Annotated in this window: 21 protein-coding genes; 13 read left to right on the top strand and 8 right to left on the bottom strand. The window is 71.7% G+C overall.

Going from position 1 to position 24,760, the window contains the following annotated elements:
- Positions 1-140: 140 nt before the first annotated feature.
- The 5 genes from DEJ48_RS05060 (at position 141) to DEJ48_RS05040 (ending at position 8,118) form a co-directional block, all read left to right on the top strand.
- The gene (locus tag DEJ48_RS05060; RefSeq protein WP_150214840.1) at positions 141-2,111 is read left to right on the top strand and encodes a Xaa-Pro dipeptidyl-peptidase; all 1,971 of its coding nucleotides are present in this window, start codon (positions 141-143) and stop codon (positions 2,109-2,111) included.
- Positions 2,108-3,388 carry a M14 family metallocarboxypeptidase gene (locus tag DEJ48_RS05055; RefSeq protein WP_150214838.1) on the top strand — a complete coding sequence of 427 codons (1,281 nt, stop codon included), beginning with the start codon at positions 2,108-2,110 and terminating at the stop codon, positions 3,386-3,388. Before DEJ48_RS05060 ends, DEJ48_RS05055 begins: the two co-directional genes overlap by 4 nt.
- A 136-nt stretch (positions 3,389-3,524) precedes the next feature.
- Positions 3,525-5,204 carry a BCCT family transporter gene (locus tag DEJ48_RS05050; RefSeq protein WP_150214836.1) on the top strand — a complete coding sequence of 560 codons (1,680 nt, stop codon included), beginning with the start codon at positions 3,525-3,527 and terminating at the stop codon, positions 5,202-5,204.
- A 110-nt stretch (positions 5,205-5,314) separates the two neighbouring features.
- Positions 5,315-6,355, top strand: coding sequence for an oxidoreductase (locus DEJ48_RS05045; RefSeq protein WP_150214834.1), 1,041 nt, complete (start codon positions 5,315-5,317; stop codon positions 6,353-6,355).
- 110 nt (positions 6,356-6,465) lie between these two features.
- Complete coding sequence (locus DEJ48_RS05040) at positions 6,466-8,118, top strand: ABC-F family ATP-binding cassette domain-containing protein (RefSeq protein WP_150214832.1); 1,653 nt, start codon at positions 6,466-6,468, stop codon at positions 8,116-8,118.
- 123 nt (positions 8,119-8,241) lie between these two features.
- On the opposite strand, the gene DEJ48_RS05035 is transcribed toward DEJ48_RS05040, so the two are convergent.
- From DEJ48_RS05035 to DEJ48_RS05025, 3 genes are all read right to left on the bottom strand, one after another.
- On the bottom strand, positions 8,242-10,692 hold the full coding sequence (locus tag DEJ48_RS05035) for a Tex family protein (protein ID WP_190537209.1): 2,451 nt from the start codon (positions 10,690-10,692) through the stop codon (positions 8,242-8,244).
- A gap of 66 nt (positions 10,693-10,758) precedes the next feature.
- Positions 10,759-10,923: an LPFR motif small protein gene (locus tag DEJ48_RS39620; protein ID WP_190537207.1), complete on the bottom strand. Its 165-nt coding sequence runs from the start codon at positions 10,921-10,923 to the stop codon at positions 10,759-10,761.
- A 116-nt stretch (positions 10,924-11,039) separates the two neighbouring features.
- Entirely contained in the window at positions 11,040-11,933 is an 894-nt protein-coding gene (locus DEJ48_RS05025; RefSeq protein ID WP_150214828.1) for an SCO6745 family protein, read from the bottom strand.
- A 115-nt stretch (positions 11,934-12,048) separates the two neighbouring features.
- Here DEJ48_RS05025 and DEJ48_RS05020 point away from each other — a divergent pair, with 115 nt between their 5' ends.
- Positions 12,049-13,059, top strand: a complete 1,011-nt coding sequence (locus tag DEJ48_RS05020; protein WP_150214826.1) for a GlxA family transcriptional regulator — start codon at positions 12,049-12,051, stop codon at positions 13,057-13,059.
- A gap of 7 nt (positions 13,060-13,066) precedes the next feature.
- Positions 13,067-13,699 carry a DJ-1/PfpI family protein gene (locus tag DEJ48_RS05015; RefSeq protein WP_150214825.1) on the top strand — a complete coding sequence of 211 codons (633 nt, stop codon included), beginning with the start codon at positions 13,067-13,069 and terminating at the stop codon, positions 13,697-13,699.
- Here DEJ48_RS05015 and DEJ48_RS05010 read toward each other — a convergent pair.
- Positions 13,693-14,430 carry an enoyl-CoA hydratase/isomerase family protein gene (locus DEJ48_RS05010; protein WP_150214822.1) on the bottom strand — a complete coding sequence of 246 codons (738 nt, stop codon included), beginning with the start codon at positions 14,428-14,430 and terminating at the stop codon, positions 13,693-13,695. The genes DEJ48_RS05015 and DEJ48_RS05010 overlap by 7 nt on opposite strands.
- Before the next feature lie 68 nt (positions 14,431-14,498).
- On the opposite strand from DEJ48_RS05010, the gene DEJ48_RS05005 reads away from it, so the two are divergent.
- Positions 14,499-15,131, top strand: a complete 633-nt coding sequence (locus DEJ48_RS05005) for an HdeD family acid-resistance protein (protein ID WP_150214820.1) — start codon at positions 14,499-14,501, stop codon at positions 15,129-15,131.
- Positions 15,132-15,260: 129 nt separating this feature from the next.
- Positions 15,261-15,737: an ATP-binding protein gene (locus DEJ48_RS05000; protein WP_223832432.1), complete on the top strand. Its 477-nt coding sequence runs from the start codon at positions 15,261-15,263 to the stop codon at positions 15,735-15,737.
- A gap of 11 nt (positions 15,738-15,748) precedes the next feature.
- Here DEJ48_RS05000 and idi read toward each other — a convergent pair whose 3' ends face one another.
- The 4 genes from idi to galE all read right to left on the bottom strand — a co-directional run bounded on the left by idi (position 15,749) and on the right by galE (position 20,091).
- Positions 15,749-16,342: an isopentenyl-diphosphate Delta-isomerase gene (gene idi, locus DEJ48_RS04995; RefSeq protein WP_150214816.1), complete on the bottom strand. Its 594-nt coding sequence runs from the start codon at positions 16,340-16,342 to the stop codon at positions 15,749-15,751.
- Positions 16,343-16,461: 119 nt separating this feature from the next.
- On the bottom strand, positions 16,462-17,718 hold the full coding sequence (locus tag DEJ48_RS04990; RefSeq protein ID WP_150214815.1) for a GNAT family N-acetyltransferase: 1,257 nt from the start codon (positions 17,716-17,718) through the stop codon (positions 16,462-16,464).
- A gap of 271 nt (positions 17,719-17,989) precedes the next feature.
- On the bottom strand, positions 17,990-18,928 hold the full coding sequence (locus tag DEJ48_RS04985) for a cation diffusion facilitator family transporter (RefSeq protein WP_150214813.1): 939 nt from the start codon (positions 18,926-18,928) through the stop codon (positions 17,990-17,992).
- A gap of 179 nt (positions 18,929-19,107) precedes the next feature.
- Entirely contained in the window at positions 19,108-20,091 is a 984-nt protein-coding gene (galE, locus tag DEJ48_RS04980) for a UDP-glucose 4-epimerase GalE (RefSeq protein ID WP_150214811.1), read from the bottom strand.
- Positions 20,092-20,393: 302 nt separating this feature from the next.
- On the opposite strand from galE, the gene DEJ48_RS04975 reads away from it, so the two are divergent.
- From DEJ48_RS04975 to DEJ48_RS04960, 4 genes are read left to right on the top strand one after another with little or no spacing between them, the layout of a single operon-like run.
- Positions 20,394-22,199 (top strand): DUF5941 domain-containing protein, encoded by a 1,806-nt coding sequence (locus DEJ48_RS04975; protein WP_150214809.1) that lies wholly within the window; start codon positions 20,394-20,396, stop codon positions 22,197-22,199.
- Positions 22,196-22,933: a sugar phosphate nucleotidyltransferase gene (locus tag DEJ48_RS04970; protein ID WP_150214807.1), complete on the top strand. Its 738-nt coding sequence runs from the start codon at positions 22,196-22,198 to the stop codon at positions 22,931-22,933. The genes DEJ48_RS04975 and DEJ48_RS04970 overlap by 4 nt, the downstream gene beginning before the upstream one ends.
- A complete protein-coding gene (locus DEJ48_RS04965; RefSeq protein WP_150214805.1) occupies positions 22,921-23,988 on the top strand; it encodes an iron-containing alcohol dehydrogenase family protein in 1,068 nt (355 codons plus the stop codon). The genes DEJ48_RS04970 and DEJ48_RS04965 overlap by 13 nt, the downstream gene beginning before the upstream one ends.
- Complete coding sequence (locus DEJ48_RS04960; protein ID WP_150187310.1) at positions 23,966-24,745, top strand: CDP-alcohol phosphatidyltransferase family protein; 780 nt, start codon at positions 23,966-23,968, stop codon at positions 24,743-24,745. The genes DEJ48_RS04965 and DEJ48_RS04960 overlap by 23 nt, the downstream gene beginning before the upstream one ends.
- Positions 24,746-24,760 lie beyond the last annotated feature (15 nt).

Genomic DNA, 24,760 nt, shown 5'->3' with positions numbered 1-24,760 from the left:
CTTCCGTACCCGTCATGTCCATGGCCCCACCCGTCACACGATTGCCATTCGGCCGACATGTGCCTCAATGTCCCATGCACCTGTCGCCGCTGCGTGCTGCCCTCTGTCGCCCGGGAGTTCACCGGTGTACCTTCCGCGCCATGCCGATACGTGCGCGACGCACCCGCATCCTGTGGAGAACGCTCCTGACGGCGGCCCTCGCCGCCCTGATCGCCGGCCTCATGTCCCCGGGCGCGGCGCAGGGCGCCGCCGAGGCCTCGCGCATGCCGCGCGAGAGCAGACCCGTCTACTCGTACGAGGACGCGATACGCGAATCCGTATGGGTCGACACCAGGATCGACGGCGACGCGGACGGGAAGACCGACCGCGTCGCCGTCGACATAGTCCGGCCCCGTGAACTCGACCGCCGGGGCCGCCGCATACCCGTGATCATGGACGCGAGCCCGTACTACTCCTGCTGCGGCCGCGGCAACGAGAGCCAGAAGAAGACGTACGACGCGAACGGCAACCCCGTCCAGCTCCCGCTGTACTACGACAACTACTTCGTCCCGCGCGGCTACGGCTACGTCGCCGTGGACCTCGCGGGCACCAACCGCTCCGACGGCTGCGTCGACGTCGGCGGCCGCTCCGACGTCCAGTCCGCGAAGGCCGTCGTCGACTGGCTGAACGGCCGCGCCCGCGGCTACACCAGCCGCACCGGCACCGAACGGACGCGGGCGACCTGGAGCAACGGGGCCACCGGAATGATCGGCAAGAGCTACGACGGGACCGTGGCGCAAGGCGTCGCCGCCACCGGAGTCCCGGGCCTCAGGACCATCGTGCCGATCGGCGCGATCTCCTCCTGGTACGACTACTACTTCGCCAAGGGCGCCCCGCTGTACGGCAGCGGCCCCGACCGCCTCGCGAGCGGCATCGAGAGCCCCGAGGCCCGCGCCCGCTGCGGGGCCGTCAAGCAGCGACTCATCGAGGGCGCGCCCCGCAGCGGCGACTGGACCCCGCTGTGGAGCGAACGCGACCACGTCCCGGACGCCGACCAGGTGCGCGCGAGCGTCTTCGTCGTCCACGGCATGCAGGACCTCAACGTGCGCACCAAGCACTTCGGCCAGTGGTGGGACGCGCTCGCCGAGAACGGCGTGGACCGCAAGATCTGGCTCAGCCAGGCCGGTCACGTCGACCCCTTCGACCTCCGCCGCGCCGACTGGGTCCGCACCCTGCACCGCTGGTTCGACCACGAACTCCTCGGCTACGACAACGGGGTCGACCGCGAGCCGATGGCCGACATCGAGCGCGCACCGGACCGCTGGAGCACCGACCGCGTCTGGCCCCCGCGCGGCACCCGCGCCGTCGAACTCCGCCCCGCCAAGGGCACGGAGCCCGGCGTCGGCACCCTCGGCACCCGGCGCGGCAAGGGCACCGAGACGTTCACCGACGACCCGCGCCTGAGCGAGACGGCCTGGGCCGAGCAGATCGACATGTCGACACCGGCCAAGGCGGGTTTCACCAGCAAGCCGCTCGCCCGTGACCTGCGGCTCTCCGGCTCCTCCACGGTCACCGTCACCGCGACCCCGACGACCCGCACCGCCCACCTCTCCGCGGTCCTCGTCGACCTCGGCCCCGACACCATCCGCGACTACGCCGCCGCGGGCGAGGGCATCACCACCCTTCCCGAGCGCACCTGCTGGGGGCCGAGCACCGCGGGTGACAGCTCCTGCTTCAAGGAGACGCGCGCGAACACCGCCGACGTCGACTACACGATCTTCAGCCGGGGCTGGGCCGACCTCGGCAACTGGGCCGACGCCCGCCGGGGCCGCCCGCTCACCCCGGGCAAGCCGCACACCATCACCCTCGACCTGGCCGCCACCGACCACGTCGTGCCCAAGGGCCACCGACTCGCGCTGATCGTGGCGGGCACCGACCGCAATCTGATCGAAGCCCCCGCAGACACCCCGACGCTCACCCTCGACCTGGCCCGCACCTCGGCGAAACTGCCCCTGGTGGGCGGCCCCGGCGCGTTCACCACCACCGCGTCCGGCACTCCCCGCGAAGCCCGACTCGACGGCGTGGCCCCGCCGCGCCGCATCAACCCCGTCCCGGGAGGCAGCACTTCATGACACCGCGCATCCGCTCCCTCGCGCTCGTCTGCGCCACCGCCGCGCTCGCCGCGCCGTTCCTGACGGCGCCCGCACAGGCGACGCCGACCCCGCCCCGTACCGGATTCGAGGAGACGAACGGAGCGCGCTGGACCTCCCAGCCCGAGGAACAGGACCTGCTCGCCACCGTGGACCGGGCCACCAAGAGGGTCTCGGTCGACCGCATCGGCACCACCAAGAAGGACCGCCCCGTCCAGCTGGTCCGCATCGGCGAACGCCCGGCGAAGAACACCGTGCTGCTGATCTGCAGCCAGCACGGCGACGAACCCTCCGGCCGCGAGGCCTGTCTGTCCACGATCCGCGACCTGGCGTACGCGAAGGACAAGAAGACCAAGCGCTTCCTCAGCCGCACCACGCTCCTCGTCGTGCCGACCGCCAACCCCGACGGGCGCGCCGCGGACACCCGCGGCAACTCCGACGGCGTCGACATCAACCGCGACCACCTCTCCCTCAAGACCGCCGAGGCGCGCGCCATGGCCGCGGTGATCCGGGACCGCAAGCCCGACGTCATCTACGACCTGCACGAGTACGGCGCCACGCCCAAGTACTACGACAAGGACCTGTTCGACCTCTGGCCGCGCAACCTCAACACCGACGAAGCCGTGCACGGGGAGGCGCAGACGCTCTCCACGGCGTACGTGCGGCCGGCCGCCGGGCACGACGGGTACACCACGGGCACGTACGGCATCTGGACCGATCCGGTCACCGGCGACCCCATCAAGCAGACCGCGGGCGACGGGCAGGAGCGCATCCTGCGCAACATGTCCGGCATCAAGCACGCAGCCGGACTGCTGATCGAGAGCCGCGTCGACCCCCTCACCGAGGCCGAGAAGAAGGACGCGGCGCTCAACAACCGGCGCCGCGTGGCCTCCCAGCGCTCGGCGCTCGGCGGCCTGTTCGACTACACGGACGAGCGCCGAGGGAAGCTGGAGGCGGCCACCGGGGCGGCCCGCGTCGAGGGCTTCCGTGACCGCGGCCCCGTCTACATCGGTGGTGCGGACAACGACCCCGCCGAGCCGTCCGAGATCATCCAGGACCCGCCCTGCGGGTACCGCCTGGACGCCGCCCAGTACGGCGACATCAAGGACGAACTGGCCCTGCACGGAGTCACCGTGAAGCGCACGAAAACTGGCGCATTCGTTCCCCTGCGGCAGTCGGCCCGTGCGCTCGTGCCGCTGCTGCTCGACGAGCGTGCGCCGTATCACATGGTCACAGGTCGGCCCGACATGGCCTGTTGAGAAGGTGAGAGGTACGTCACATGTGGTAGGGGGTAACGAAGAACAAACTCTCGACTCGATACCGACCCCCTGAAAGGTGTCACTTGTGACGCAGGATCAGCATAAAGCGGACGACGGGGGAGGGGCGTCAGAGGCCATGACGCCCGCCCCCGGCGGCCGATCCCCGCAGACGGACCGGGTGGTGTTCGGTGTCACCGCCGTGCTCACCCTCGCGTTCGTGGTCTGGGGCGGAGTATCGACGGACTCGCTCGAGAATGTCTCCACGGACATGCTCAACGGTCTGATGCACAACGGCGGTTGGTTCTTCATGCTGACCGCCACAGGGTTCGTCGTCTTCGCGCTGTGGCTGGCCGTCAGCCGGTACGGAAAGATCACCCTCGGCAAGGAGGGCGAGGACCCGGAGTTCCGCACGGTCTCCTGGGTGGCCATGATGTTCAGCGCCGGCATGGGCATCGGCCTGATGTTCTACGGAGTGAGCGAGCCCCTCGCGCACTTCAAGGACCATCCGCCGGGCACCGACCCGGCGGACGCGCCCGCGGCCATGGAGACCGCGATGGCCACCACCCTCTTCCACTGGACGCTCCACCCGTGGGCGATCTACGCGGTCGTGGGTCTCGCCATCGCGTACAGCACCTTCCGCCGCAACCGTAGGCAGACCATCAGCGCCGTCTTCGAACCGCTCATCGGCGAGAAGCACGCCCGCGGCGCCTGGGGCCGCGTCATCGACATCCTCGCCATCTTCGCCACCCTCTTCGGCTCGGCCGCCTCGCTTGGCCTCGGCGCCCTGCAGATCGGCAGCGGCATGGAGGAGGTCGACTGGATGGACAAGGCGGGCACCGGGCTGCTCGTCGCGATCATCGCCGTGCTGACCCTGGCCTTCGTGGCGTCCGCCATCTCCGGTGTGGAGAAGGGCGTGCAGTGGCTCTCCAACATCAACATGGTGCTGGCCGGGCTGCTGGTCGTCTTCGTCTTCATCGCGGGCCCGACCGTCATCATCCTCGACATGGTGCCCACGTCCATCGGGGCCTACCTCAACGACCTGCCGCAGCTCATCGGCCGCACCGAGGCGTCCAGCGGCGAGGGCGTCGCGGACTGGCTGAGCAGCTGGACGGTCTTCTACTGGGCCTGGTGGATCTCCTGGACGCCCTTCGTCGGCATGTTCATCGCGCGCATCAGCCGCGGCCGTACGATCCGTCAGTTCGTCGGCGGCGTCATCCTGGTGCCCAGCACCGTCAGCCTCATCTGGTTCGCGGTCTTCGGCGGCAGCGCCATGACGGTCGCCGACCGCGGCGGACTCAAGGGCGACACGACCCAGGAGGCCCAGCTCTTCGGTCTGCTGAACGAGTACCCGATCGCCACCGTGACCAGCCTGCTGGTCATGATCCTCGTCGGCATCTTCTTCGTCTCGGGAGCCGACGCCGCGTCCATCGTCATGGGCACGCTCTCCCAGAAGGGCGCCCTCGAACCCGGCCGGTTCGTCGTGATCTTCTGGGGCATCGTGACGGGTGCCGTCGGCGCGATCATGCTCCTCATCGGCGACGGCAACGACGACGCGCTCACCGGGCTGCGCAACCTCACGATCCTGGTCGCCGCGCCCTTCACCATCGTGATGATCGGCATGTGCGTGGCCCTCATGCGGGATCTGCGCCACGACCCGCTGATCGTGCGCGGCGAGCACGGCACGGAGGTCCTGGAGAAGGCCGTCATCGCAGGACACGAGCACCACGACGGTGACTTCGAGCTCCAGATCGGCCCCGCGACCGACGACAACGGCGACGGTCCCGAACGGGACAACGACCCGGTCGCTCCCCGCTGACCCGCGGCCCCGGGAGGCGGCGCCACCGAGCGCGCCGCCTCCCGGGCCGCCCGGTATCGGAATGTGCGATGCCGTGCTCAGATCCCACCTCAGGTGGGGATACTCACAGCATGTCTGCCGAGTACGCGACCTTCGGTCTGGCACCGGCCATCCGCGCCGGTGGGGTTCTCGCCAACGGTGACTACCAAGTGCACCGCGATTTCGTCGACTTCATCGTCGACGGCCGCCCGCTCCTCTTCCGGCTCTCCGACCTCGACGCGGTGTCGCCGCTCGCCTCCGACATCCCGCCGGCCATCTTCACGACGCATGTGCGCCGACTCCTTCTCGAGGCGCAGGCGCCGCTGGAGGAGGGGCGTTACGTCATTTACGGCTGCCCCGAGTGCGAGGGCCTGGAGTGCGGCGCGGTCACGGCGGTGATCGAGAAGTGCGCCGACGGCAGCGACGACTTCGTCTGGCGCGACTTCGCCTGGCAGACGTCGGAACGGGCCGACCTGGCGCTCAACGGCTACCACGGCATAGGGCCGTTCCGTTTCCGCGGGGACGAATACCGGGCGGCGCTCGGGCAGTTGCTCGCCGAGGGCGACGCGCGGAACCGTCGCCGGGTCCTCCTCATCGGCGCGCGTGTGGCGATCCTCGCCAAGCTGGCGGCCGCGCTGCGGACGATCGGGGTCGGCGCGGAGATCGCGGCGGACGCGGCGGGGGTGCCGGCCGACGAACTCCGCACGTACGGTGCGGTCGCCTTCGGCCCGACGGTGCCCGAGGCCACCCGGCAGTCCGTGCGCGCGGCCTTCGACGCCGCGGCCGTCCCCGTCGCGTACGTGGACGGCCTCGCCCCGATCGTCCCGCTCCTGGTCGCCCAGATCGAGGACGCGCTGGACCGCAGCCCCCAGGAACAGCGCCGCCTCACCCGCCTCGCCGCGGGTCCCCGCTCGGCGGAGCTCGACGTCACCTCGACGTGCCGCGTGCAGCTCACGGCGTACCGGATGGACCGCCTCTCCCGCACCCACGTCCACGAAGTCTTCGACGAGGTCCTGGAGCCGGGCCACCACAAGGTCCCCCTGGCCCCGAGAACCACCAAGGGCACGTCGTACGTGGTGGCCCGCACGTCGACCCACGTGTTGGTCACCCCTACGTCGGCCCTGCCGGGGTGACGAGCGCCCAGACCGGCGCTCCGCGGCGGATGTTTCCCACCCGCCCGCCCACCCACCCACTACGACCTCGGCCACCTCCCGGAACCTCGCCGACCTACAATTGCCCCCTGATGACCGCAACCCTCGTCGCCAAAGATCTCGCCGCAGGCCACGGCGACCGCACCCTGTTCGCCGGACTCGACCTCGTCGTCGCCCCCGGGGACGTCATCGGGCTCGTCGGGGCCAACGGAGCGGGCAAGTCCACGCTGCTGCGGCTGCTCGCGGGGCTTGACGCCCCCGAAGGGGGTGAGCTGAGGCTCTCGCCGGTCTCCGCCTCCGTGGGGCACCTTCCCCAGGAGCCCGACCGCCGCCCGGGCGAGACCATCCGTGCCTTTCTGACCCGCCGCACCGGCGTCGCCGAGGCGCAGCGGACCATGGACCGGGACACGCAGGCCCTCGTCGACGGCGCCCCGGGCGCGGACGACGCGTACGCGGCCAGTCTGGAGCGCTGGCTCGCGCTCGGCGGCGCGGACCTCGGCGAGCGCGCGGAGGAGGTCGCCGACTCGCTCGGGCTCGCCGTGAGCCTGGACCAGCCGATGACCGCCCTCTCGGGAGGCCAGGCGGCCCGCGCCGGACTCGCCTCCCTGCTCCTCTCCCGCTATGACGTGTTCCTCCTGGACGAGCCGACCAACGACCTCGACCTCGCGGGCCTTGAGCGTCTGGAGGCCTTCGTGCGGGGCCTGCGCGCCGGCACGGTCGTCGTCAGCCACGACCGGGAGTTCATCACCCGCACCGTCACCAAGGTCCTCGAACTCGACCTGGCCCAGCAGCAGATCAACCTCTACGGCGGCGGCTACGACGCGTACCTGGAGGAGCGCGACACCTCCCGCAGGCACGCCCGCGAGGAGTACGAGGAGTACGCCGACAAGAAGGCCGCCCTGCAGAGCCGCGCCCAGATGCAGCGCTCCTGGGCCGACAAGGGCGTCAAGAACGCCCGCCGCAAGGCGGCCAAGGGCGGCGACAACGACAAGATCGGCCGCAACTTCCGCGCGGACGCCAGCGAGAAGCAGGCGGCGAAGGCCCGCCAGACGCAGCGCATGATCGAGCGCCTGGACGTCGTCGAGGAGCCCCGCAAGGAGTGGGAGCTGCGGATGGAGATCGCCGCCGCGCCCCGTTCGGGCGCGGTCGTCGCGAGCCTGCGCGACGCGGAGGTCCGCCGGGACGCCTTCACGCTCGGCCCGGTCACCCTGCAGATCGACTGGGCGGACCGCGTCGCGATCACCGGCGCGAACGGCTCGGGCAAGTCGACGCTGCTGGCGGCGCTCCTGGGCCGCGTCCCGCTGGACGAGGGCCACGCCGCGCTCGGCTCGGGCGTCCTGGTCGGCGAGGTCGACCAGGCGCGCGCCCTGTTCCACGGCGAGGAGTCCCTGCTCGACGCGTTCTGCGCGGCCGTCCCCGACACCGAGCCGGCCGAGGTCCGCACGCTGCTCGCCAAGTTCGGCCTGAAGGCGGATCACGTGCTGCGCTCGGCGGCGACGCTCTCGCCCGGCGAGCGGACCCGCGCGGGCCTCGCGCTGCTCCAGGGCAGGGGCGTCAACCTCCTCGTTCTTGACGAGCCGACGAACCACCTGGACCTGCCCGCGATCGAGCAGCTGGAGACGGCCCTGGACGCCTACCAGGGCACTTTGCTGCTCGTCACGCACGACCGCAGGATGCTGGACGCGGTCCGCGTGACGCGCCGCCTGGAGGTGGCGGAGGGCAAAGTGACGGAACTGCCACTCTGACCTCCACCCCTCGGTCCTGCGACGGCCCTAGGACGGTCCCGCGAAGACCCCGCGCGGCTCAGCGCCTGTCTTCGAACCCCCGCCTGCGCAGCGCGCGAACGACGGGGCTTCGAAGACAGGCTCTCAGCGCCGCTTCGGGTCGACCAGACCGGCCCGCCGCAGCGCCTCGGCCATCGCGTCGTTGGCGGGCGGCGGGCCCTGCCGCTGCGGCTTCTGCCCGCGGCCACCGCCCCGCTGTCCCTGGCTCTGTCCCTGGCCCTGCTGGCGTCGTCCCTGACCGCCGCCCTGGCCGCCACCGCCCTGGCCCCGCTGCCGCTGCTGCGGCGGACGGCCGCCGCCCCGCCTCGGCTGCTCCCCGTCACCGGCGGCCGCGTTCGCCTCGTCGTCGAGCCGCAGCGTCAGCGAGATCCGCTTGCGTGGGATGTCGACGTCCATGACCTTCACCTTGACGATGTCGCCGGGCTTCACGACGTCCCGCGGGTCCTTGACGAACGTCTTGGACATGGCGGACACGTGCACCAGGCCGTCCTGGTGGACGCCCACGTCCACGAACGCGCCGAACGCGGCCACGTTCGTCACGACGCCTTCGAGGACCATTCCGGCGGCGAGGTCGGAGATCTTCTCGACGCCGTCCTTGAAGGTCGCCGTCTTGAAAGCCGGCCGCGGGTCGCGACCGGGCTTCTCCAGCTCCTTCAGGATGTCCGTGACCGTGGGCAGACCGAAGACCTCGTCCACGAACGTGTCCGGCTTCAGCGAGCGCAGCGCCGCCGTGTTGCCGATCAGCGAACCGACCTCCGCGCCCACCGACTTCACCATCTTGCGCACCACGGGGTACGCCTCCGGGTGCACACTGGAGGCGTCCAGCGGGTCGTCGCCGCCGCGGATGCGGAGGAAGCCCGCGCACTGCTCGTACGCCTTCGGGCCGAGCCGGGCGACGTCCTTGAGGCCCTTGCGGCTCTTGAAAGGGCCGTTCGCGTCGCGGTGCGACACGATGTTCTCCGCGAGGCCCGCGCCGATGCCGGAGACCCGGGCGAGGAGCGGGGCGGAGGCGGTGTTGACGTCCACGCCGACGCCGTTCACACAGTCCTCGACGACCGCGTCGAGGGAGCGCGACAGCTTCACCTCGGACAGGTCGTGCTGGTACTGCCCGACACCGATCGACTTGGGGTCGATCTTCACGAGTTCGGCCAGCGGGTCCTGGAGGCGGCGGGCGATGGACACCGCGCCGCGGATCGACACGTCGAGGTCGGGCAGCTCCTGCGAGGCGAACGCCGACGCCGAGTACACCGAGGCGCCCGCCTCGGAGACCATGACCTTCGTCAGGTTCAACTCGGGGTGCCTGGTGATGAGTTCACCGGCGAGCTTGTCGGTCTCGCGCGACGCCGTGCCGTTCCCGATGGCGATCAGGTCGACGTCGTGCTCCTTCGCGAGCCGCGCGAGCGTCGCCAGCGACTGGTCCCACTTGTTGGCGGGAACGTGCGGGTGGATCGTGTCGGTCGCGACGACCTTGCCGGTCGCGTCGACGACGGCGACCTTCACGCCCGTACGGAACCCGGGGTCCAGGCCGAGCGTGGCGCGCGTGCCCGCGGGCGCCGCGAGCAGCAGGTCGCGCAGGTTCGACGCGAAGACCCGCACCGCCTCGTCCTCGGCGGCGGTCCGCAGCCGCAGCCGCAGGTCGATGCCGAGGTGCACGAGGATCCGCGTCCGCCAGGACCAGCGGACCGTGTCCTGAAGCCACTTGTCGCCGGGCCTGCCGAGGTCGGCGACGCCGAAGCGTTGGGCGACGATGCCCTCGTACGAGGACGGGGTCCCCGGCGTTTCGGCGGGCTCCTCGGGTTCCAGGACGAGGTCGAGGACCTCCTCCTTCTCGCCGCGCAGCATGGCCAGGACGCGGTGCGAGGGCAGGTCGGTGAAGGGCTCGGCGAAGTCGAAGTAGTCGGCGAACTTGGCGCCCGCCTCCTCCTTGCCGTCCCGGACCTTCGCGGCGAGCCTGCCGCGCACCCACATGCGCTCGCGCAGCTCGCCGATCAGGTCGGCGTCCTCGGAGAACCGCTCGGCGAGGATCGCCCGCGCGCCGTCCAGGGCGGCCTGCGGGTCCGCGACGCCCTTGTCGGCGTCCACGAACGCGGCGGCCGCGGCCTGCGGTTCGACGGTCGGGTCGGCGAGCAGCCCGTCCGCGAGCGGTTCGAGCCCCGCCTCGCGCGCGATCTGCGCCTTGGTGCGCCGCTTCGGCTTGAAGGGAAGGTAGATGTCCTCGAGCCGCGCCTTCGTGTCCGCCTCGCGGATCCGCGCTTCGAGCTCGTCGGTGAGCTTGCCCTGCTCACGGACCGAGTCGAGGATCGCGGCGCGCCGGTCCTCGAGCTCGCGCAGGTAGCGCAGGCGCTCTTCGAGCGTGCGCAGCTGCGCGTCGTCGAGCATCTCGGTCGCTTCCTTGCGGTAGCGCGCGATGAAGGGCACCGTGGAGCCGCCGTCGAGCAGGTCGACGGCGGCCTTCACCTGCCGCTCCCGTACGCCGAGCTCCTCGGCGATCCTGCCTTCGATGGATGCTGGGGTGGACGTCTTCAAAGCTGCCACGTTCCGGTACCGCCTTCTCGCTGAGGTTGCCGGGCAATTGTGGCAGGTGGCGCCGACAGAGGGTGATCAGACCCGGCTGGCCCGGCCCGTGTGTCCCGACCGTCGCCCGCCCCGCCCCGCGGAACGGGACGCTCCGCCGAACAGTCGGGCCACGGCCCGGAACGGCAGGGTGACGACCGTGGCGAGTGCGCCGCCGATCTGGCGCAGAACGTCCGCTATGGCACGGAACATGAGAACTCCCCTTTCGCCCCCGGGCCGCCGGGGATCGGCGGCGCCGGTGGACGAACGGGTACCTCGGACGCGCGAAGCCATGCGCGCCGGGCGGCTGGTGTCCGGCGCGCGTCTGTTCAGCGCTTGCCGAGCAGGTCCGCCGGGAACGCCCCGGCCTGGAGCGCGGCGCCGGCGATGAGGGTGCCGAGCTCGGTGAGCCGCTCGACGCCCGCCGCGCCCAGGTGCTCGTACGGGGCCCGGTCCAGGCGGTCCGTCTCGGCCTCGACGTCCCGGCGCAGCGCCACGCCGGTCTCCGTCAACTCGCCCTCGCCGTCGAGCACTCCGCGGTCCCGCAGCCGGTCCACGGCCGCGTCCCACTCCTCCTGGTTCCAGCCGCGGGTGGAGAAGACCCACTTCGGCCGGGTGCCCTTGCCGGTCGCGGTGTGGCTCACCAGGGCTTCGAGGCCGTCGAGTCCGGCGCCGAGCAGCGCGGTCAGATGGCCGTCGCCGCGGTGCTCGCGCAGCAGCGTCGCCGCGTGCCAGTAGGCGAGGTGCGGCTCCTCGGGGACGGGCAGGTCGGCGTGGGCGGCGTACAGCGGGCGGGCGCCGCGCGTGCACGCCTCGGTGGCGCGCAGCGCGAGGTCCGCGGCCTCGGCAAGCTCGGGCGAGGCGACGAGCTCCTCGCCGAGCAGCCGCCGCAGCGTCGTGTCCACGCCCCGCAGACGCGCCGCGAGGATGTCCTCCGGAGAGGCCGTCCGCCACACCTGGGGGACGTGCGCGGCGACGAGCTCGTACTTGTAGTTGTAGAAGGTGGCCGCCACCGTCCCGGGGCCGACGGCACCGAGCGCCGCCGCGCGCACGGCGAAGTTCACGGCGGTGGGGTGGGAGATGCCGAGGCCCTTCAGCTCCCGGTTCACGTCCGGCGAGAAGTAGTGCGTCGAGTGCAGGGCGTTCAGGACGGAGTGGCAACGGCGTCCGGCCCGTGACTCCAGTGCGGCGGACGAGGAGGACGAGGTCGTCGAAGAGGTCATGGGAGCACGTTACCTACTGGTCGGTATGTAGTGCGTGGGGCGGTGGCCCACCATGGCAGGAAAGGTGGGGTGCTCGTCATTGCGGACATCAGGTGCCGGGCGAAGAATCGACGGCATGACGCAGCGAATCGTCCTGGTCGTCCTCTTCGACGGCGTCCAGAGCCTTGATGTCACGGGTCCCGTGGAGGTGTTCACGGGCGCCGGGCTCTGCACGGGCGACACCCAGGACGGCTACCTCGTCCGTACGGCCTCCCCGGACGGCGGGCCCGTGCGCACCTCCAGCGGCCTCACCCTCGTCCCCGACCACGCGCTCGCCGACGCCCCCGTGCCGCACACCCTGCTGGTCCCGGGCGGCCACGGCACGCGCGGGGAGGACCCGGGGCTGACCGCCTGGCTGCGCGAGCACGGCCCGCGCGCGGAGCGCCTCGTCTCGGTCTGCACCGGCGCGATCCGCCTCGCCGAGGCGGGCCTCCTGGAAGGGCGCAGGGCGACGACGCACTGGGCGTACTGCGAGAAGCTCGCCAGGGACCATCCGGGCATCGACGTCGACCCCGACCCCATCTACGTACGGGACGGTCACGTCGCCACGTCCGCGGGGGTCACCGCGGGCATCGACCTCGCCCTGGCGCTCGTCGAGGAGGACCTGGGCCGCCACGTGGCGCTCACGGTCGCCCGCCACCTCGTGGTCTTCCTGCGGCGCCCGGGGAACCAGGCGCAGTTCAGCGTCCAGCTCGCCGCGCAGACCGCACGGCGCGAGCCGCTGCGCGAGGTCCAGCAGTGGATCACCGAGCACCCGGCCGCCGACCTCTCGGTCGAGGCACTCGCCGCGCGCGCCCGCCTCTCGCCCCGCCACTTCGCCCGCGCCTTCCAGGCGGACACCGGTCTGACCCCGGGCAAGTACGTCGAGCGCGTCCGCGTCGAACACGCGCGACGCCTCCTGGAGGACACCTCCGACGGCGTCGAGGAGGTCTCACGCGCCTGCGGCTACGGCACTCCCGAGGCCATGCGCCGCGCCTTCGTGAAGCTGCTCGGCGCGGCCCCGGCCGAGTACCGCCGCCGCTTCCGTCCCGTACCGGCCGTTCCGGCCGCCGAAGCCACCCGTCACACCGATCACCCACACCGATAGGGACACCATGCAGATCGCCATCGCCTTGTACGAACGCTTCACCGTCCTCGATGCCATCGGCCCTTACCAGACACTGGTCAACCTCCCGGGCGCCGAGACCGTCCTCGTCGCCGAGCAGGCGGGCCCGGTGCGCGACGACAACGGCTCCCTCGCCCTCGTCGCCGACAAGTCCTTCGAGGAGGTCCAGCGGCCCGACATCGTGGTCGTGCCCGGCGGCCCCGGGCAGAGCGACCAGATGGAGAACGAGGCGCTCCTCGGCTGGCTCCGCGCGGTCGACGCCACGACCACCTGGACGACGTCCGTGTGCACCGGCTCGCTCGCGCTGGCCGCCGCGGGCCTCCTCAAGGGCCGCCGCGCCACCTCGCACTGGCTCGCGCTGGCCGAGCTGGACCGGCTCGGCGTCGAGTCGACGGGGGAGCGGGTCGTCTTCGACGGCAAGTACGTCACGGCGGCCGGTGTCTCCGCGGGCATCGACATGGGCCTCACCCTGGCCGGCCGGATCGCGGGCGACGAGCACGCGCAGGCCGTGCAGCTGATCGCCGAGTACGACCCCCAGCCGCCCTACGACGCCGGGTCCCCGGAGAAGGCGCCCGCGCACCTCGTCGCGCGGTTCCGCGACGGGAGCCGCTTCGGTCAGTAGGTGAAGCGGGGCGGCCTGCGCTCCAGGAAGGCGGCGACACCCTCGGCGGTGTCGCCGCTGCCGCTTGCCTGCTCCGTCCAGTACGCGTCCCGGTCCGTGCGGCCCGTGGCGAACTCCTTGGCGGCCGCCTGCGTCAGCAGGGAGCGCGACACGAGGATCCGGGTGAACTCGGCGACCCGCTTGTCCAGCTCACCGGCCGGCAGCACCTCGTCCACCAGACCGGTGCGCAGCGCCCGCTCGGCACCGATCAACTCTCCGGAGAACAGCAGGTACTTGGCGGTGGCGGGCCCCACCAGGGACACCAGGCGACGCGTGGACGACGACGGGTAGACGATGCCGAGCTTGGCCGGCGTGACACCGAACGAGGCGCCCTCGTCCGCGAACCGCAGGTCGCACGCGCCCGCCAGCTGCGCGCCGCCGCCCACGCAGTAGCCCCGCACCGCCGCGAGCGTCGGCTTCGGGAACGCCGCGAGCGCCTCCTCGGCCCGCACCGCGAGATCCTGCGCGGTGCCGGGCGACTCCCGCAGCGTCGAGATGTCGGCACCGGCGCAGAAGGTGTCGCCCGCGCCGGTCAGGACCACGGCACGCACGGCCGGGTCCGCGCCGAGTGCCGCGAAGAGCGGCGGCACCTGACGCCACATGTCGGCGGTCATGGCGTTGCGCTTGGCCGGATGGTCGATGAGGACGGTGGCGACGCCGTCCGTGACGGTGTGGCTCAGCTGCGGCTCCATGCGCCGGATGCTATCCGCACGCCTCGAACGTACGATCAAGAAGGGGGCCGAGCGAGAGGGAGACGCCGATGGCCGGACCCAGGGACGACACAGCGACCTCGGAGGCCAGGACGGTCAGCCGCAGCTTCGGCTGGCTCGCCCTGCTCGGCGTGATCCTCGCCGTCGCCGGGCTCGTCGGCCTCGTCTACGCCGGTGTCGCCACGCTGACCTCGATGCTCCTGTTCGGCTGGCTGCTGCTCATCGGCGGCGTCGTCGGCCTGCTGCACGCCGTCCAGTCACGGGGCACCAGCTTCTTCTGGCTGGGCGTCGTGGTCGCCGCGCTGAACCTCGCCGCGGGCGTCGTCGTCATCCGCCGGCCCGACGTGGCGGCGGAGGCGCTGACCATGTTCGCGGCGCTGCTCTTCCTGACCGGCGGGGTCTTCCGGCTGGTCGGCAGCCTGGTGGTACGCGGCCCGCAGTTCGCCCTGACGCTCCTGCAGGGAGCCTTCGGCCTGCTGATCGGCATCCTGGTCCTCGCGGGGTGGCCCAGCAGCAGCCAGTACGTGATCGGCTGCTTCTTCTCCCTGGCACTGCTCTTCGACGGCCTCGGCCTGATCGCCACCGGCATCGGCGGGCGACGCATCGTCAGTCTCGTACAACCTGAAGAACACTTGAAGGCGAACCCTTCAGGGCAGGGCGGGCAGGACCAGTCGGACAACTGACGGCGTCCGACCCAGGCGGTCAAATCGCGTCGATAGTCGCTGACTTCTGGTCAGTGGAGCGGTCCGGGCGAGAGCGTTCCCAACACTCGTGGTGTGGCGACAATCGAGCGCGAGGGCGGCGACCGGACGATGGGGAACGACGGGAGAGGGCCGTGCCCACTCCCACGGAGCGGCGGATCGGTGCCGTACGAGGGGGTGTGGCGCTTCACCGCCCCCGCCGTGGACGCCTCCGTCCCCCAGGCCCGGCACGCGGTGCGCGACCTGCTGGCCCGGCAGGGCGTACCGGCGCCGGACGACCTCGTCCAGGGGCTGCTGCTCATCGTCTCCGAGCTGGTGACCAACGCGGTGCGCCATGCGGCCCTGCTGTCGCCGATGCTCGCGGTGGAGGTCGCGGTCGGCGCCGAGTGGGTGCGGGTCTCCGTCGAGGACAACCACCCCTACCGCCCGACCGCCCTGGTGGCGGACCACGCGCAGACGGGCGGGCGTGGACTCCTCCTCGTACGGGAGATCACCGCCGAGGCGGGCGGTGCATGCGACGTCGAGCACACCGCGAGCGGGGGCAAGGTCATCTGGGCGGCCCTGCCCCTGAAGCCCCACGGCGGCTGACGCCTCGCCGGCTACCAGCCCGCGGAGGGGCCCGTCAGCTCCTTGACCGCGGGCCGCGCCGCGTCGAGCACGGTCATGAACCACGCGGAGAACGGGTCCTTCGCGTGCCGCTCGGCGAGCTCCGCCGCCGTGACGAAGGCGGTGTCGCCGATCTCGTCCGGGTCGGGCCGCAGCGGCGACTGCACCATGCCCACGAACAGGTGGTTGAACTCCTGCTCCACGAGCCCCGACTCCGGGTCCGGGTGGTTGTAGCGCACCGTGCCCGCCTCGGCGAGCAGCGACGGCGAGACCCCGAGCTCCTCGTACGTGCGCCGGGCCGCCGCCGCGAACGGGGCCTCACCCGGGTAGGGGTGCCCGCAGCACGTGTTCGACCAGACCCCGGGGGAGTGGTACTTGCCGAGGGCGCGCTGCTGGAGCAGCAGACGGCCCTGCTCGTCGAAGAGGAAGACGGAGAACGCCCGGTGCAGCTGCCCGGGCGCCTGATGCGCGGAGAGTTTCTCCGCTGTGCCGATCGTCCTGCCGTCCTCGTCGACGAGTTCGAGCAAGATCGCTTCTCCGGTGCCGTTCGACGGGCTGGTCGCCGCGGTGGCAGGTGTGATCGGCATACGCATCCTTCTCTTCGGTCTTCGAACCCCAAGTCTGCCGTACGTTCCGGACACCTCGGGCACTTCCGGGATCCGCATGTCCCGCCGCGCCGGGGCGCGGCGGGACACACGGAGCGGGGTCAGACCCCGAAGGTGGCCGGATAGGTGATCGTGCCCCGCGGCAGTTGTGCGGAATCGTCGGATCCGTGCAGGGCCAGAGCCATCATCGCCTCGTCCGGGACCTCGAAGCCCGGCCGGATTCCGTACCCGGAAGCGGGCTTGAAACCGAACCTCGGGTAGTACGAGGGATGCCCGAGGACGAGGACGATCCGCTCCCCACGCGCGCGTGCCGCGTCGAGCACGGCATGCACGACCGCCGAACCGGCCCCCGACCCCTGGTGCTCGGGCAGGGTGGCGACGGGCGCGAGGGCCAGCGCGGGAGCCCCGCCCACCCGGCAGCGGGTGATCAGCGCATGCGCGGCCACCGAGCCGTCGGGCGCCTCCGCGACGTACGACAGACCGGGCAGCCATGCCTCCGGGTCCGTGCGCAGCGCGTCGACGAGGTCGGCCTCCGCCTCCGTCCCGAAGGCGGCGGCGTTCACGGCGCGCACGGCGGGGACGTCGGCCGAGGTCTCCGGGCGGGTGGGCCAGGAGTCCACGGGCCGCAGCACGTACCCGGTGTAGCCGTACTCGGCGCCGTGCTCGCGCCGCATCGCGAGCTCCTCGCGGGTGGCGGCGAGCGCCTCCGCCATGCCGGGCGCGCCCGGGTCCGCCGCGTCCGCGCGGGCGGCCAGCGGGCCGTAGTACTCCTCCCAGTCGGACTCGGGCTGCGGGTGCACGCCGAGCACGGAGTACCCGGCGCCGGTCGCCGCCCGCACGTTCTCCTCGCCGGTGCGCAGCGTGTAGTGCCGCTCCCAGAAGGCGCGGGCGGTGGCGGACGGCTCGGCGCTCGTCCACTCGCACTCGGTGAGCACGAGCGCCCCGCCAGGGGCGAGCAGGCGCCGCCAGGAGCGCAGCGCGGTGTCGAAGCCGATGCCGTACGCCGAGCTCTCCGCCCAGACGAGGTCGAACGAACCGTCCGGATGGGGGAGTTCACCCATGTCGGCGTTGACGGCGGTGATCGACCCGGCGAGCCCGCGGGCCTCGGCCGCGGCCCGGAGCTCGTCGAGGAACGGCTCGTGGAGGTCGACGGCGGTCACCTCGGCGCCGGCCTCGGCGGCGAGCAGGAGCGCGGACCGGCCGGGGCCGCAGCCCAGGTCGAGCACGCGCGGCCGCTCGGGCAGCGCACCCACGAGGGAGAGCAGCCGCCGGGTGGTGTCGTCGGAGCCGGGACCCTGCCGCGGAAGCCCGTGGTGCAGGGCGAAGAAGGCGCGGTGAAGGGAAGTGTTGTCAGTCAACGTGGAAATCCTTGAGTGAAGGACCCGCGGACCGCGCGTACGAGAGACGTACGAAGAGTACGAGTGCCGTACGCGAAGTCAGACGCGCGCCCGGAAAGTGGGGATGCACGTGTCGCCGCGCGGAGCAGCGCAGACCACGACAGTCATCAACCCACCTCCAAGGACTCAAGAAACTCCGTTCACTTTAACATCGTCCGGCCACCCGTCCGCGAAGCTGTTCGCCACCACGATGCGGACCTGCATCAGGACCGTGTTCTCGGCGCCGGGGGTGTCAGTGGCAGAGCTTCGCCTCGTGTTCCGCGTGGCCGCTCGGCTCCAGCTGGAACGTGCAGTGCTCGACGTCGAAGTGGTCGCCGAGGCAGCCCTGGAGCTCGTGCAGCATCTTCTCGTGGCCGGTCGCGTCGAGGGCCCAGGAACTCACCACGACGTGGGCGGAGAGGACCGGCATGCCCGACGTGATCGTCCAGGCGTGCAGGTCGTGGACCTCCTCCACGCCCGGCAGGTCGAGCATGTGCGCCCGCACCTCCGCCATGTCGACGCCCTTGGGTGCCGACTCCAGGAGTACATTCAGGGTCTCCTGCAGGAGCTTGACCGTACGCGGGACGATCATGACGCCGATGACGAGCGAGGCGATCGGGTCGGCGGCCTGCCAGCCCGTGAGCATGATCAGGACCGAGGCGACGATGACCGTGAGCGAGCCGAGGGTGTCCGCGACGACCTCCAGGAACGCGCCGCGGACGTTGAGGCTCTCCTTCTGGCCGCGCATGAGCAGCGAGAGCGAGATCATGTTCGCGACGAGCCCGAAGACGCCGAACCAGAGGGCGAGGCCGCCCTCGGTCTCCGCGGGGGTGACGAACCGCTGGACCGCCTCGTACAGCACGTACCCGCCCACGCCGAGCAGCAGCAGGCAGTTGGCGAGTGCCGCGAGGATCTCGGCGCGGGCATAGCCGAAGGTGCGGTTCTGGGTCGGCGGCCTGTTCGCGAAGTGGATCGCGAGCAGCGCCATGCCGAGGCCCAGCGCATCCGTCGCCATGTGCGCCGAGTCCGCGACCAGCGCGAGCGAGTCCGCCATCAGCCCACCCACGATCTGGGCCAGCATGACCGTGACCGTGATGGTGAGAGCGATGCGGAGCCGCCCCTTGTGGGCGTTGGCCGCCGTCCCCGTCGCCGGGGCTCCGTGCAGGTGTCCGTGATCGTGCCCAGCCCCCATGGAGCCGCCCTCCCGCATGCGTCGTCGGTGTGCTGTCCGCTGGTCGCGGGACCACAGTGAACTACGGGTGGGGGGTATCTGGCAACGCGGCACTGAACACCGTTATCACTGCGCTGACCTGCGAAAATGGCAACGGTTGCCGACTGGGGGAGCGGGCGCAGGTCAGGGCGCGGCAGCGATCAGCCGCGGCGCGCGTCCGGGTGGTGCAGACACCATCCCGCCCACGCCGACTCGACCATCTCGCGCACCCCGCGCCGCGCCGTCCAGCCGAGCTCCGCCGCCGCGAGACGGGCATCGGCCACGGCACGCGGCGAGTCGCCCGCGCGGGCCGGCTCGACGAGCGCGGGACGGGCATCCCCGCTCACCTCGCCGATGACCGTGATCAGTTCGCGTACGGAGACACCTTGCCCCCGGCCGATGTTCACCGTCAGATCGCCCTCGGCGCCCTCCGCGAGCCTGCGGGCGGCCGCCAGGTGGGCCTCGGCGAGGTCGGAGACGTGGACGTAGTCACGGACACACGTGCCGTCCGGCGTCGGGTGCGTGTCGCCGAAGATCCGCGGCGACTCGTCGCGCCGCAGCCGGTCGAAGACCATCGGGATCACGTTGAAGACGCCGGTGTCCGCGAGCTCCGGCGCCGCCGCGCCCGCCACGTTGAAGTAGCGCAGGCACACCGTCCCGATGCCGTGCGCCCGCCCCGCCGCCCGCACCAGCCACTCACCGGCGAGCTTCGTCTCCCCGTAGGGACTGACCGGAACGCACGGCGTGTCCTCGCCCACCAGCTCGGCGTCCGGCGGATTGCCGTACACCGCGGCCGACGAGGAGAACACGAAGCGCTTGATGCCCGCCTCGGCCACCGCGTCGAGCAGCGTCGTGAGGCCGCCCACGTTCTCCCGGTAGTAGCGCAGCGGCTGCTCCACCGACTCCCCGACCTGCTTGCGGGCCGCGAGATGCACCACACCCGTGACGCCGTACTCGGCGAAGACCCGGCGCAGCAGGTCCCCGTCCAGCGAGGAACCCTTCACGAGGGCCATGTCCGCGGGCAGCCGCCGCGGGACTCCCGAGGAGATGTCGTCCAGGACGACGACGTCCTCCCCGGCACCGGCCATGACCCGCGCCACATGTGCCCCGATGTAACCCGCTCCGCCTGTGATCAGCCATGTCATGGGCGCCCACCCTAAGCGACCTCCCGGCCGCAGCCCCGCACGGGCATGTGACCGTCAATCGGGCAAGCCGGGCACCGACGGGGGCGCGGTTTGTGGGCGCGGCCCCCCATCCACCATGATGATCGCGAAGGCCGAGGCCCTCGCAGGCCCCTCTTATCGGGGCGTGAACGGGTGATGAACGCCCGCTTCCCATCATCCGATAGCCTCAGCCGACGTGCCGCCCGGCCGCCATGGGCCCGGGGGCGCTCCCCTTACGCATGTGCCCGGCGCGAGCCGCGCCGGTACTCAAGGAGTGAGTTCGTCTGTCGACCGCCATCCTCACCGGACAGCCGGTCCCCGGGTCGCCGCTCGAAGGCGATCTGCGGTCCCTCGGCTTCGACGTGCGGGTCGCCTCCGACGCGGCGGACGCCGAGTCGCTGCTCGCGGCCGTGCCGGGCGACCAGCGGGTCGCGGTCGTCGACGCACGCTTCGTCGGACACGTCCACGCGCTGCGCCTCGGCCTGACCGACCCCCGCTTCCCCGCCTCCGCGGTGCCCGGCGCCGTCGCGGCCAAGCCGGAGGCCCGCACGGAGCTGACGCGCGCGCTGCGGGCGACGGCCACCACCACGGGCGGTGTCGTCACCCACGACGCCCTCCCCGACGACATCGCCACGGCCCTGGAGTCCGGCACGACGGACGTGCACCGTCCCGACCTCGGCACCCTCGTCGCCACCGTGCCCGACGACCCGCAGGCGCGGAACGAGGCACGTCAGGCCGTCGCCGCCGTCGACGACGAAGCCGTACGCCTGCGCACCGCGGTGAAGTCGCGGGACGGCTTCTTCACGACGTACTGCATCTCCCCGTACTCGCGCTACATCGCCCGCTGGTGCGCACGCCGCGGCCTCACCCCGAACCAGGTCACCACCGCCTCGCTGCTCACCGCCCTGATCGCGGCGGGCTGCGCGGCGACCGGGACGCGCGGCGGCTTCGTCGCGGCCGGCGTGCTGCTGCTCCTCTCCTTCGTCCTCGACTGCACGGACGGCCAGCTCGCCCGCTACTCCCTGCAGTACTCGACGCTCGGCGCCTGGCTGGACGCGACGTTCGACCGCGCCAAGGAGTACGCGTACTACGCGGGTCTCGCGCTCGGCGCGGCCAACGCGAACGGCGACGACGTCTGGGCCCTTGCCCTCGGCGCGATGGTCCTCCAAACGTGCCGTCACGTCGTGGACTTCTCCTTCAACGAGGCGAACCACGACGCGACCGCCAACACCAGCCCCACCGCCGCCCTTTCGGACAAGCTCGACAGCGTCGGCTGGACGGTCTGGCTGCGCCGGATGATAGTGCTGCCCATCGGCGAGCGCTGGGCGATGATCGCCGTGCTCACCGCGGTCACCACCCCGCGCATCACCCTCGTCGTCCTGATCATCGGCTGCGCGCTCGCCGCCTGCTACACCACCGCCGGACGCGTCCTGCGCTCGCTGACCCGCAAGGCGACCCGCACCGACCGCGCCGCCCACGCCCTCGCCGACCTCGCCGACAACGGCACGCTCGGCTCGGCCTTCGCCGCCCTCGGCCGCCGCGGGCGCTTCCTGCCCGCACCCGTGCTCGCCTTCGTCGGCGGCGCCGCGATCGTGGCGGTCGCCGCGTTCACCTCCTACGGCAGCCCGTGGGTCGTCGTCGCCGCGGTCGTGTACGTGGTCCTGTCCGGTCTCGCGCTCGCGCGGCCGCTCAAGGCCCCCCTGGACTGGCTGGTCCCGCCGTTCTTCCGCGCCGCCGAGTACGGCACGGTCCTGGTACTGGCGGCGAAAGCCGATGTGAACGGGGCGCTGCCCGCGGCTTTCGGGCTGGTGTCGGCGGTCGCCTACCATCACTACGACACGGTGTACCGCATCAAGGGCGGCGCCGGTGCGCCCCCGCGCCGGCTGGTGCGGGCGATCGGCGGCCAAGAAGGCAGGACCCTCGTGGTCGCGCTGGCCGCCACCCTGCTGTCCACCACCGATTTCACCGTCGCGCTCACGGCACTCGCCGTGGCCGTGGCACTCGTGGTGCTCGTCGAGAGCATCCGCTTCTGGGTCGCCGCCGAGAAAAAGGGCGCACCCGCCGTACACGATGAAGGAGAACCTGCATGATCGGCCTCGTCCTTGCGGCAGGCGCCGGACGGCGTCTGCGTCCCTACACGGACACCCTGCCCAAGGCCCTGGTGCCCGTCGATGGTGAGACCACCATCCTCGACCTGACGCTCGGCAACTTCGCCGAGATCGGTCTCACCGAGGTCGCGATCATCGTCGGCTACAAGAAGGAAGCCGTCTACGACCGCAAGGCGGCTCTGGAGGCGAAGTACGGCCTCAAGCTGACGCTCATCGACAACGACAAGGCCGAGGAGTGGAACAACGCCTACTCCCTGTGGTGCGGGCGTGACGCCATCAAGCACGACGTGATCCTCGCCAACGGCGACACCGTGCACCCGGTCTCCGTCGAGAAGACGCTGCTCGCCGCCCGCGGCAACGGCCAGAAGATCATCCTCGCCCTCGACACGGTGAAGCAGCTCGCCGACGAGGAGATGAAGGTCATCGTCGACGACGCCAAGGGCGTGCAGCGCATCACCAAGCTGATGGACCCCTCCGAGGCCACCGGTGAGTACATCGGCGTCACCCTCATCGAGGGCTCCGCCGCCGACGAGCTCGCCGACGCCCTGAAGACCACCTTCGAGCGCGACCCCGACCTCTACTACGAGGACGGCTACCAGGAGCTCGTCAACCGCGGCTTCAAGGTCGACGTGGCCCCGATCGGCGACGTCAAGTGGGTCGAGATCGACAACCACGACGACCTCGCCAAGGGCCGGGAGATCGCGTGCCAGTACTGACGAGGCTCATCCCCTCGCCGGTCGTCGTCGACATCCGGCCGGGGGCGCTCGACGACCTGGCCGGTGTCCTCGCCGACCAGCGGATCTGCTCGTCGACCGGCAAGCTCGCCATCGCCATCAGCGGCGGCTCGGGCGCGGTGCTCCGTGAGCGGCTGATGCCCTCGCTGGGCGGCGCGGAGTGGTTCGAGGTCGGTGGCGGCACGCTCGACGACGCCATCAAGCTCGGCGAGGACATCCGCAAGTCGGGCCGGTACGACGCGGTCGTCGGCCTCGGCGGCGGCAAGATCATCGACTGTGCCAAGTTCGCCGCGGCGCGTGTGGGTCTGCCGCTGGTCGCCGTCGCGACGAACCTGTCGCACGACGGTCTCTGCTCGCCGGTCGCGACGCTCGACAACGACGCGGGCCGCGGCTCGTACGGTGTGCCGAACCCCATCGCGGTCGTCATCGACCTCGATGTGATCCGTGAGGCGCCCGTCCGTTTCGTCCGCTCCGGCATCGGTGACGCGCTGTCCAACATCTCCGCCATCCGTGACTGGGAGCTCGCCGCCCGCGAGCGCGGCGAGGACATCGACGGCCTCGCGGCCGCCATGGCCCGCCAGGCCGGCGAGGCCGTGCTCCGCCACCCCGGCGGCGTCGGCGACGACGGCTTCCTCCAGGTCTTGGCCGAGGGCCTGGTCCTCACCGGCATCGCCATGTCGATCTCGGGCGACTCCCGCCCGGCGTCCGGCGCCTGCCACGAGATCAACCACGCCTTCGACCTGCTCTTCCCCAAGCGCGCCGCCAGCCACGGCGAGCAGTGCGGCCTGGGCGCGGCCTTCGCGATGCACCTGCGGGGTGCCCACGAGGAGTCGGCGTTCATGGCCCAGGTGCTGCGCCGCCACGGCCTGCCCGTGCTGCCGGAGGAGATCGGATTCACCGTGGACGAGTTCGTGAAGGTCGTGGAGTTCGCTCCGCAGACCCGCCCGGGCCGCTACACGATCCTCGAACACCTCGACCTGTCCACCGACCAGATCAGGGACGCATACGCCGACTATGCAAAAGCCATCGGTAGCTGAGCTCCGCCCGGTTGTTCACCCCCCGGGGGTGAAGGACCGGCGCAGCGGCGAACACTGGGCCGGCCGGCTCTACATGCGCGAGGTCTCCCTCCGCATCGACCGGCACCTGGTGAACACGCGGGTCACGCCCAACCAGCTGACCTACGTGATGACCGTCGCCGGCGCCCTCGCCGCCCCGGCCCTGCTGGTGCCCGGCATCACGGGCGCCGTCCTCGGCGTGGTCGCGGTCCAGCTCTACCTGCTGCTCGACTGCGTGGACGGCGAGATCGCCCGCTGGAAGAAGCAGTACTCGATGGCCGGGGTCTACCTGGACCGGGTCGCCGCCTACCTGTGCGACGCCGCGGTCCTGGTCGGCTTCGGTCTGCGCGCCGCCGACATATGGGGCTCGGGACGCATCGACTGGCTGTGGGCCTTCCTGGGCACCCTGGCCGCGCTCGGTGCGATCCTGATCAAGGCCGAGACCGACCTCGTCGGCGTCGCCCGTCACCAGACGGGCAAGGAGCCGGTCAAGGAGTCGGCGGCCGAGCCGCGCTCCTCCGGCATGGCGCTGGCCCGCAGGGCCGCCGCCGCGCTGAAGTTCCACCGGCTCATCCTCGGGGTCGAGGCCTCCCTGCTGATCCTCGTCATCGCGTTCGTCGACCAGGCGCGCGGCGACCTGTTCTTCTCGCGCCTCGGTGTGGCGGTGCTCGCGGGCATCGCGATGCTGCAGACCCTGCTCCACCTCGTGTCCATCCTCGTATCGAGCAGGTTGAAGTGAGCACCCTGAGCCCCG

Source organism: Streptomyces venezuelae (assembly GCF_008642315.1).
Taxonomy (GTDB): domain Bacteria; phylum Actinomycetota; class Actinomycetes; order Streptomycetales; family Streptomycetaceae; genus Streptomyces; species Streptomyces venezuelae_D.
This window is presented reverse-complemented; position numbering and strand designations above follow the sequence as displayed.

Bases quoted from the DNA above. Each gene is read 5' to 3' on its own strand.
- DEJ48_RS05060 (WP_150214840.1), top strand. From the start codon at position 141: ATGCCGATACGTGCGCGACGCACCCGCATCCTGTGGAGAACGCTCCTG.
- DEJ48_RS05055 (WP_150214838.1), top strand. From the start codon at position 2,108: ATGACACCGCGCATCCGCTCCCTCGCGCTCGTCTGCGCCACCGCCGCG.
- DEJ48_RS05050 (WP_150214836.1), top strand. From the start codon at position 3,525: ATGACGCCCGCCCCCGGCGGCCGATCCCCGCAGACGGACCGGGTGGTG.
- DEJ48_RS05045 (WP_150214834.1), top strand. From the start codon at position 5,315: ATGTCTGCCGAGTACGCGACCTTCGGTCTGGCACCGGCCATCCGCGCC.
- DEJ48_RS05040 (WP_150214832.1), top strand. From the start codon at position 6,466: ATGACCGCAACCCTCGTCGCCAAAGATCTCGCCGCAGGCCACGGCGAC.
- DEJ48_RS39620 (WP_190537207.1), bottom strand. From the start codon at position 10,923: ATGTTCCGTGCCATAGCGGACGTTCTGCGCCAGATCGGCGGCGCACTC.
- DEJ48_RS05025 (WP_150214828.1), bottom strand. From the start codon at position 11,933: ATGACCTCTTCGACGACCTCGTCCTCCTCGTCCGCCGCACTGGAGTCA.
- DEJ48_RS05020 (WP_150214826.1), top strand. From the start codon at position 12,049: ATGACGCAGCGAATCGTCCTGGTCGTCCTCTTCGACGGCGTCCAGAGC.
- DEJ48_RS05015 (WP_150214825.1), top strand. From the start codon at position 13,067: ATGCAGATCGCCATCGCCTTGTACGAACGCTTCACCGTCCTCGATGCC.
- DEJ48_RS05010 (WP_150214822.1), bottom strand. From the start codon at position 14,430: ATGGAGCCGCAGCTGAGCCACACCGTCACGGACGGCGTCGCCACCGTC.
- DEJ48_RS05005 (WP_150214820.1), top strand. From the start codon at position 14,499: ATGGCCGGACCCAGGGACGACACAGCGACCTCGGAGGCCAGGACGGTC.
- DEJ48_RS05000 (WP_223832432.1), top strand. From the start codon at position 15,261: ATGGGGAACGACGGGAGAGGGCCGTGCCCACTCCCACGGAGCGGCGGA.
- idi (WP_150214816.1), bottom strand. From the start codon at position 16,342: ATGCCGATCACACCTGCCACCGCGGCGACCAGCCCGTCGAACGGCACC.
- DEJ48_RS04985 (WP_150214813.1), bottom strand. From the start codon at position 18,928: ATGGGGGCTGGGCACGATCACGGACACCTGCACGGAGCCCCGGCGACG.
- galE (WP_150214811.1), bottom strand. From the start codon at position 20,091: ATGACATGGCTGATCACAGGCGGAGCGGGTTACATCGGGGCACATGTG.
- DEJ48_RS04970 (WP_150214807.1), top strand. From the start codon at position 22,196: ATGATCGGCCTCGTCCTTGCGGCAGGCGCCGGACGGCGTCTGCGTCCC.
- DEJ48_RS04960 (WP_150187310.1), top strand. From the start codon at position 23,966: ATGCAAAAGCCATCGGTAGCTGAGCTCCGCCCGGTTGTTCACCCCCCG.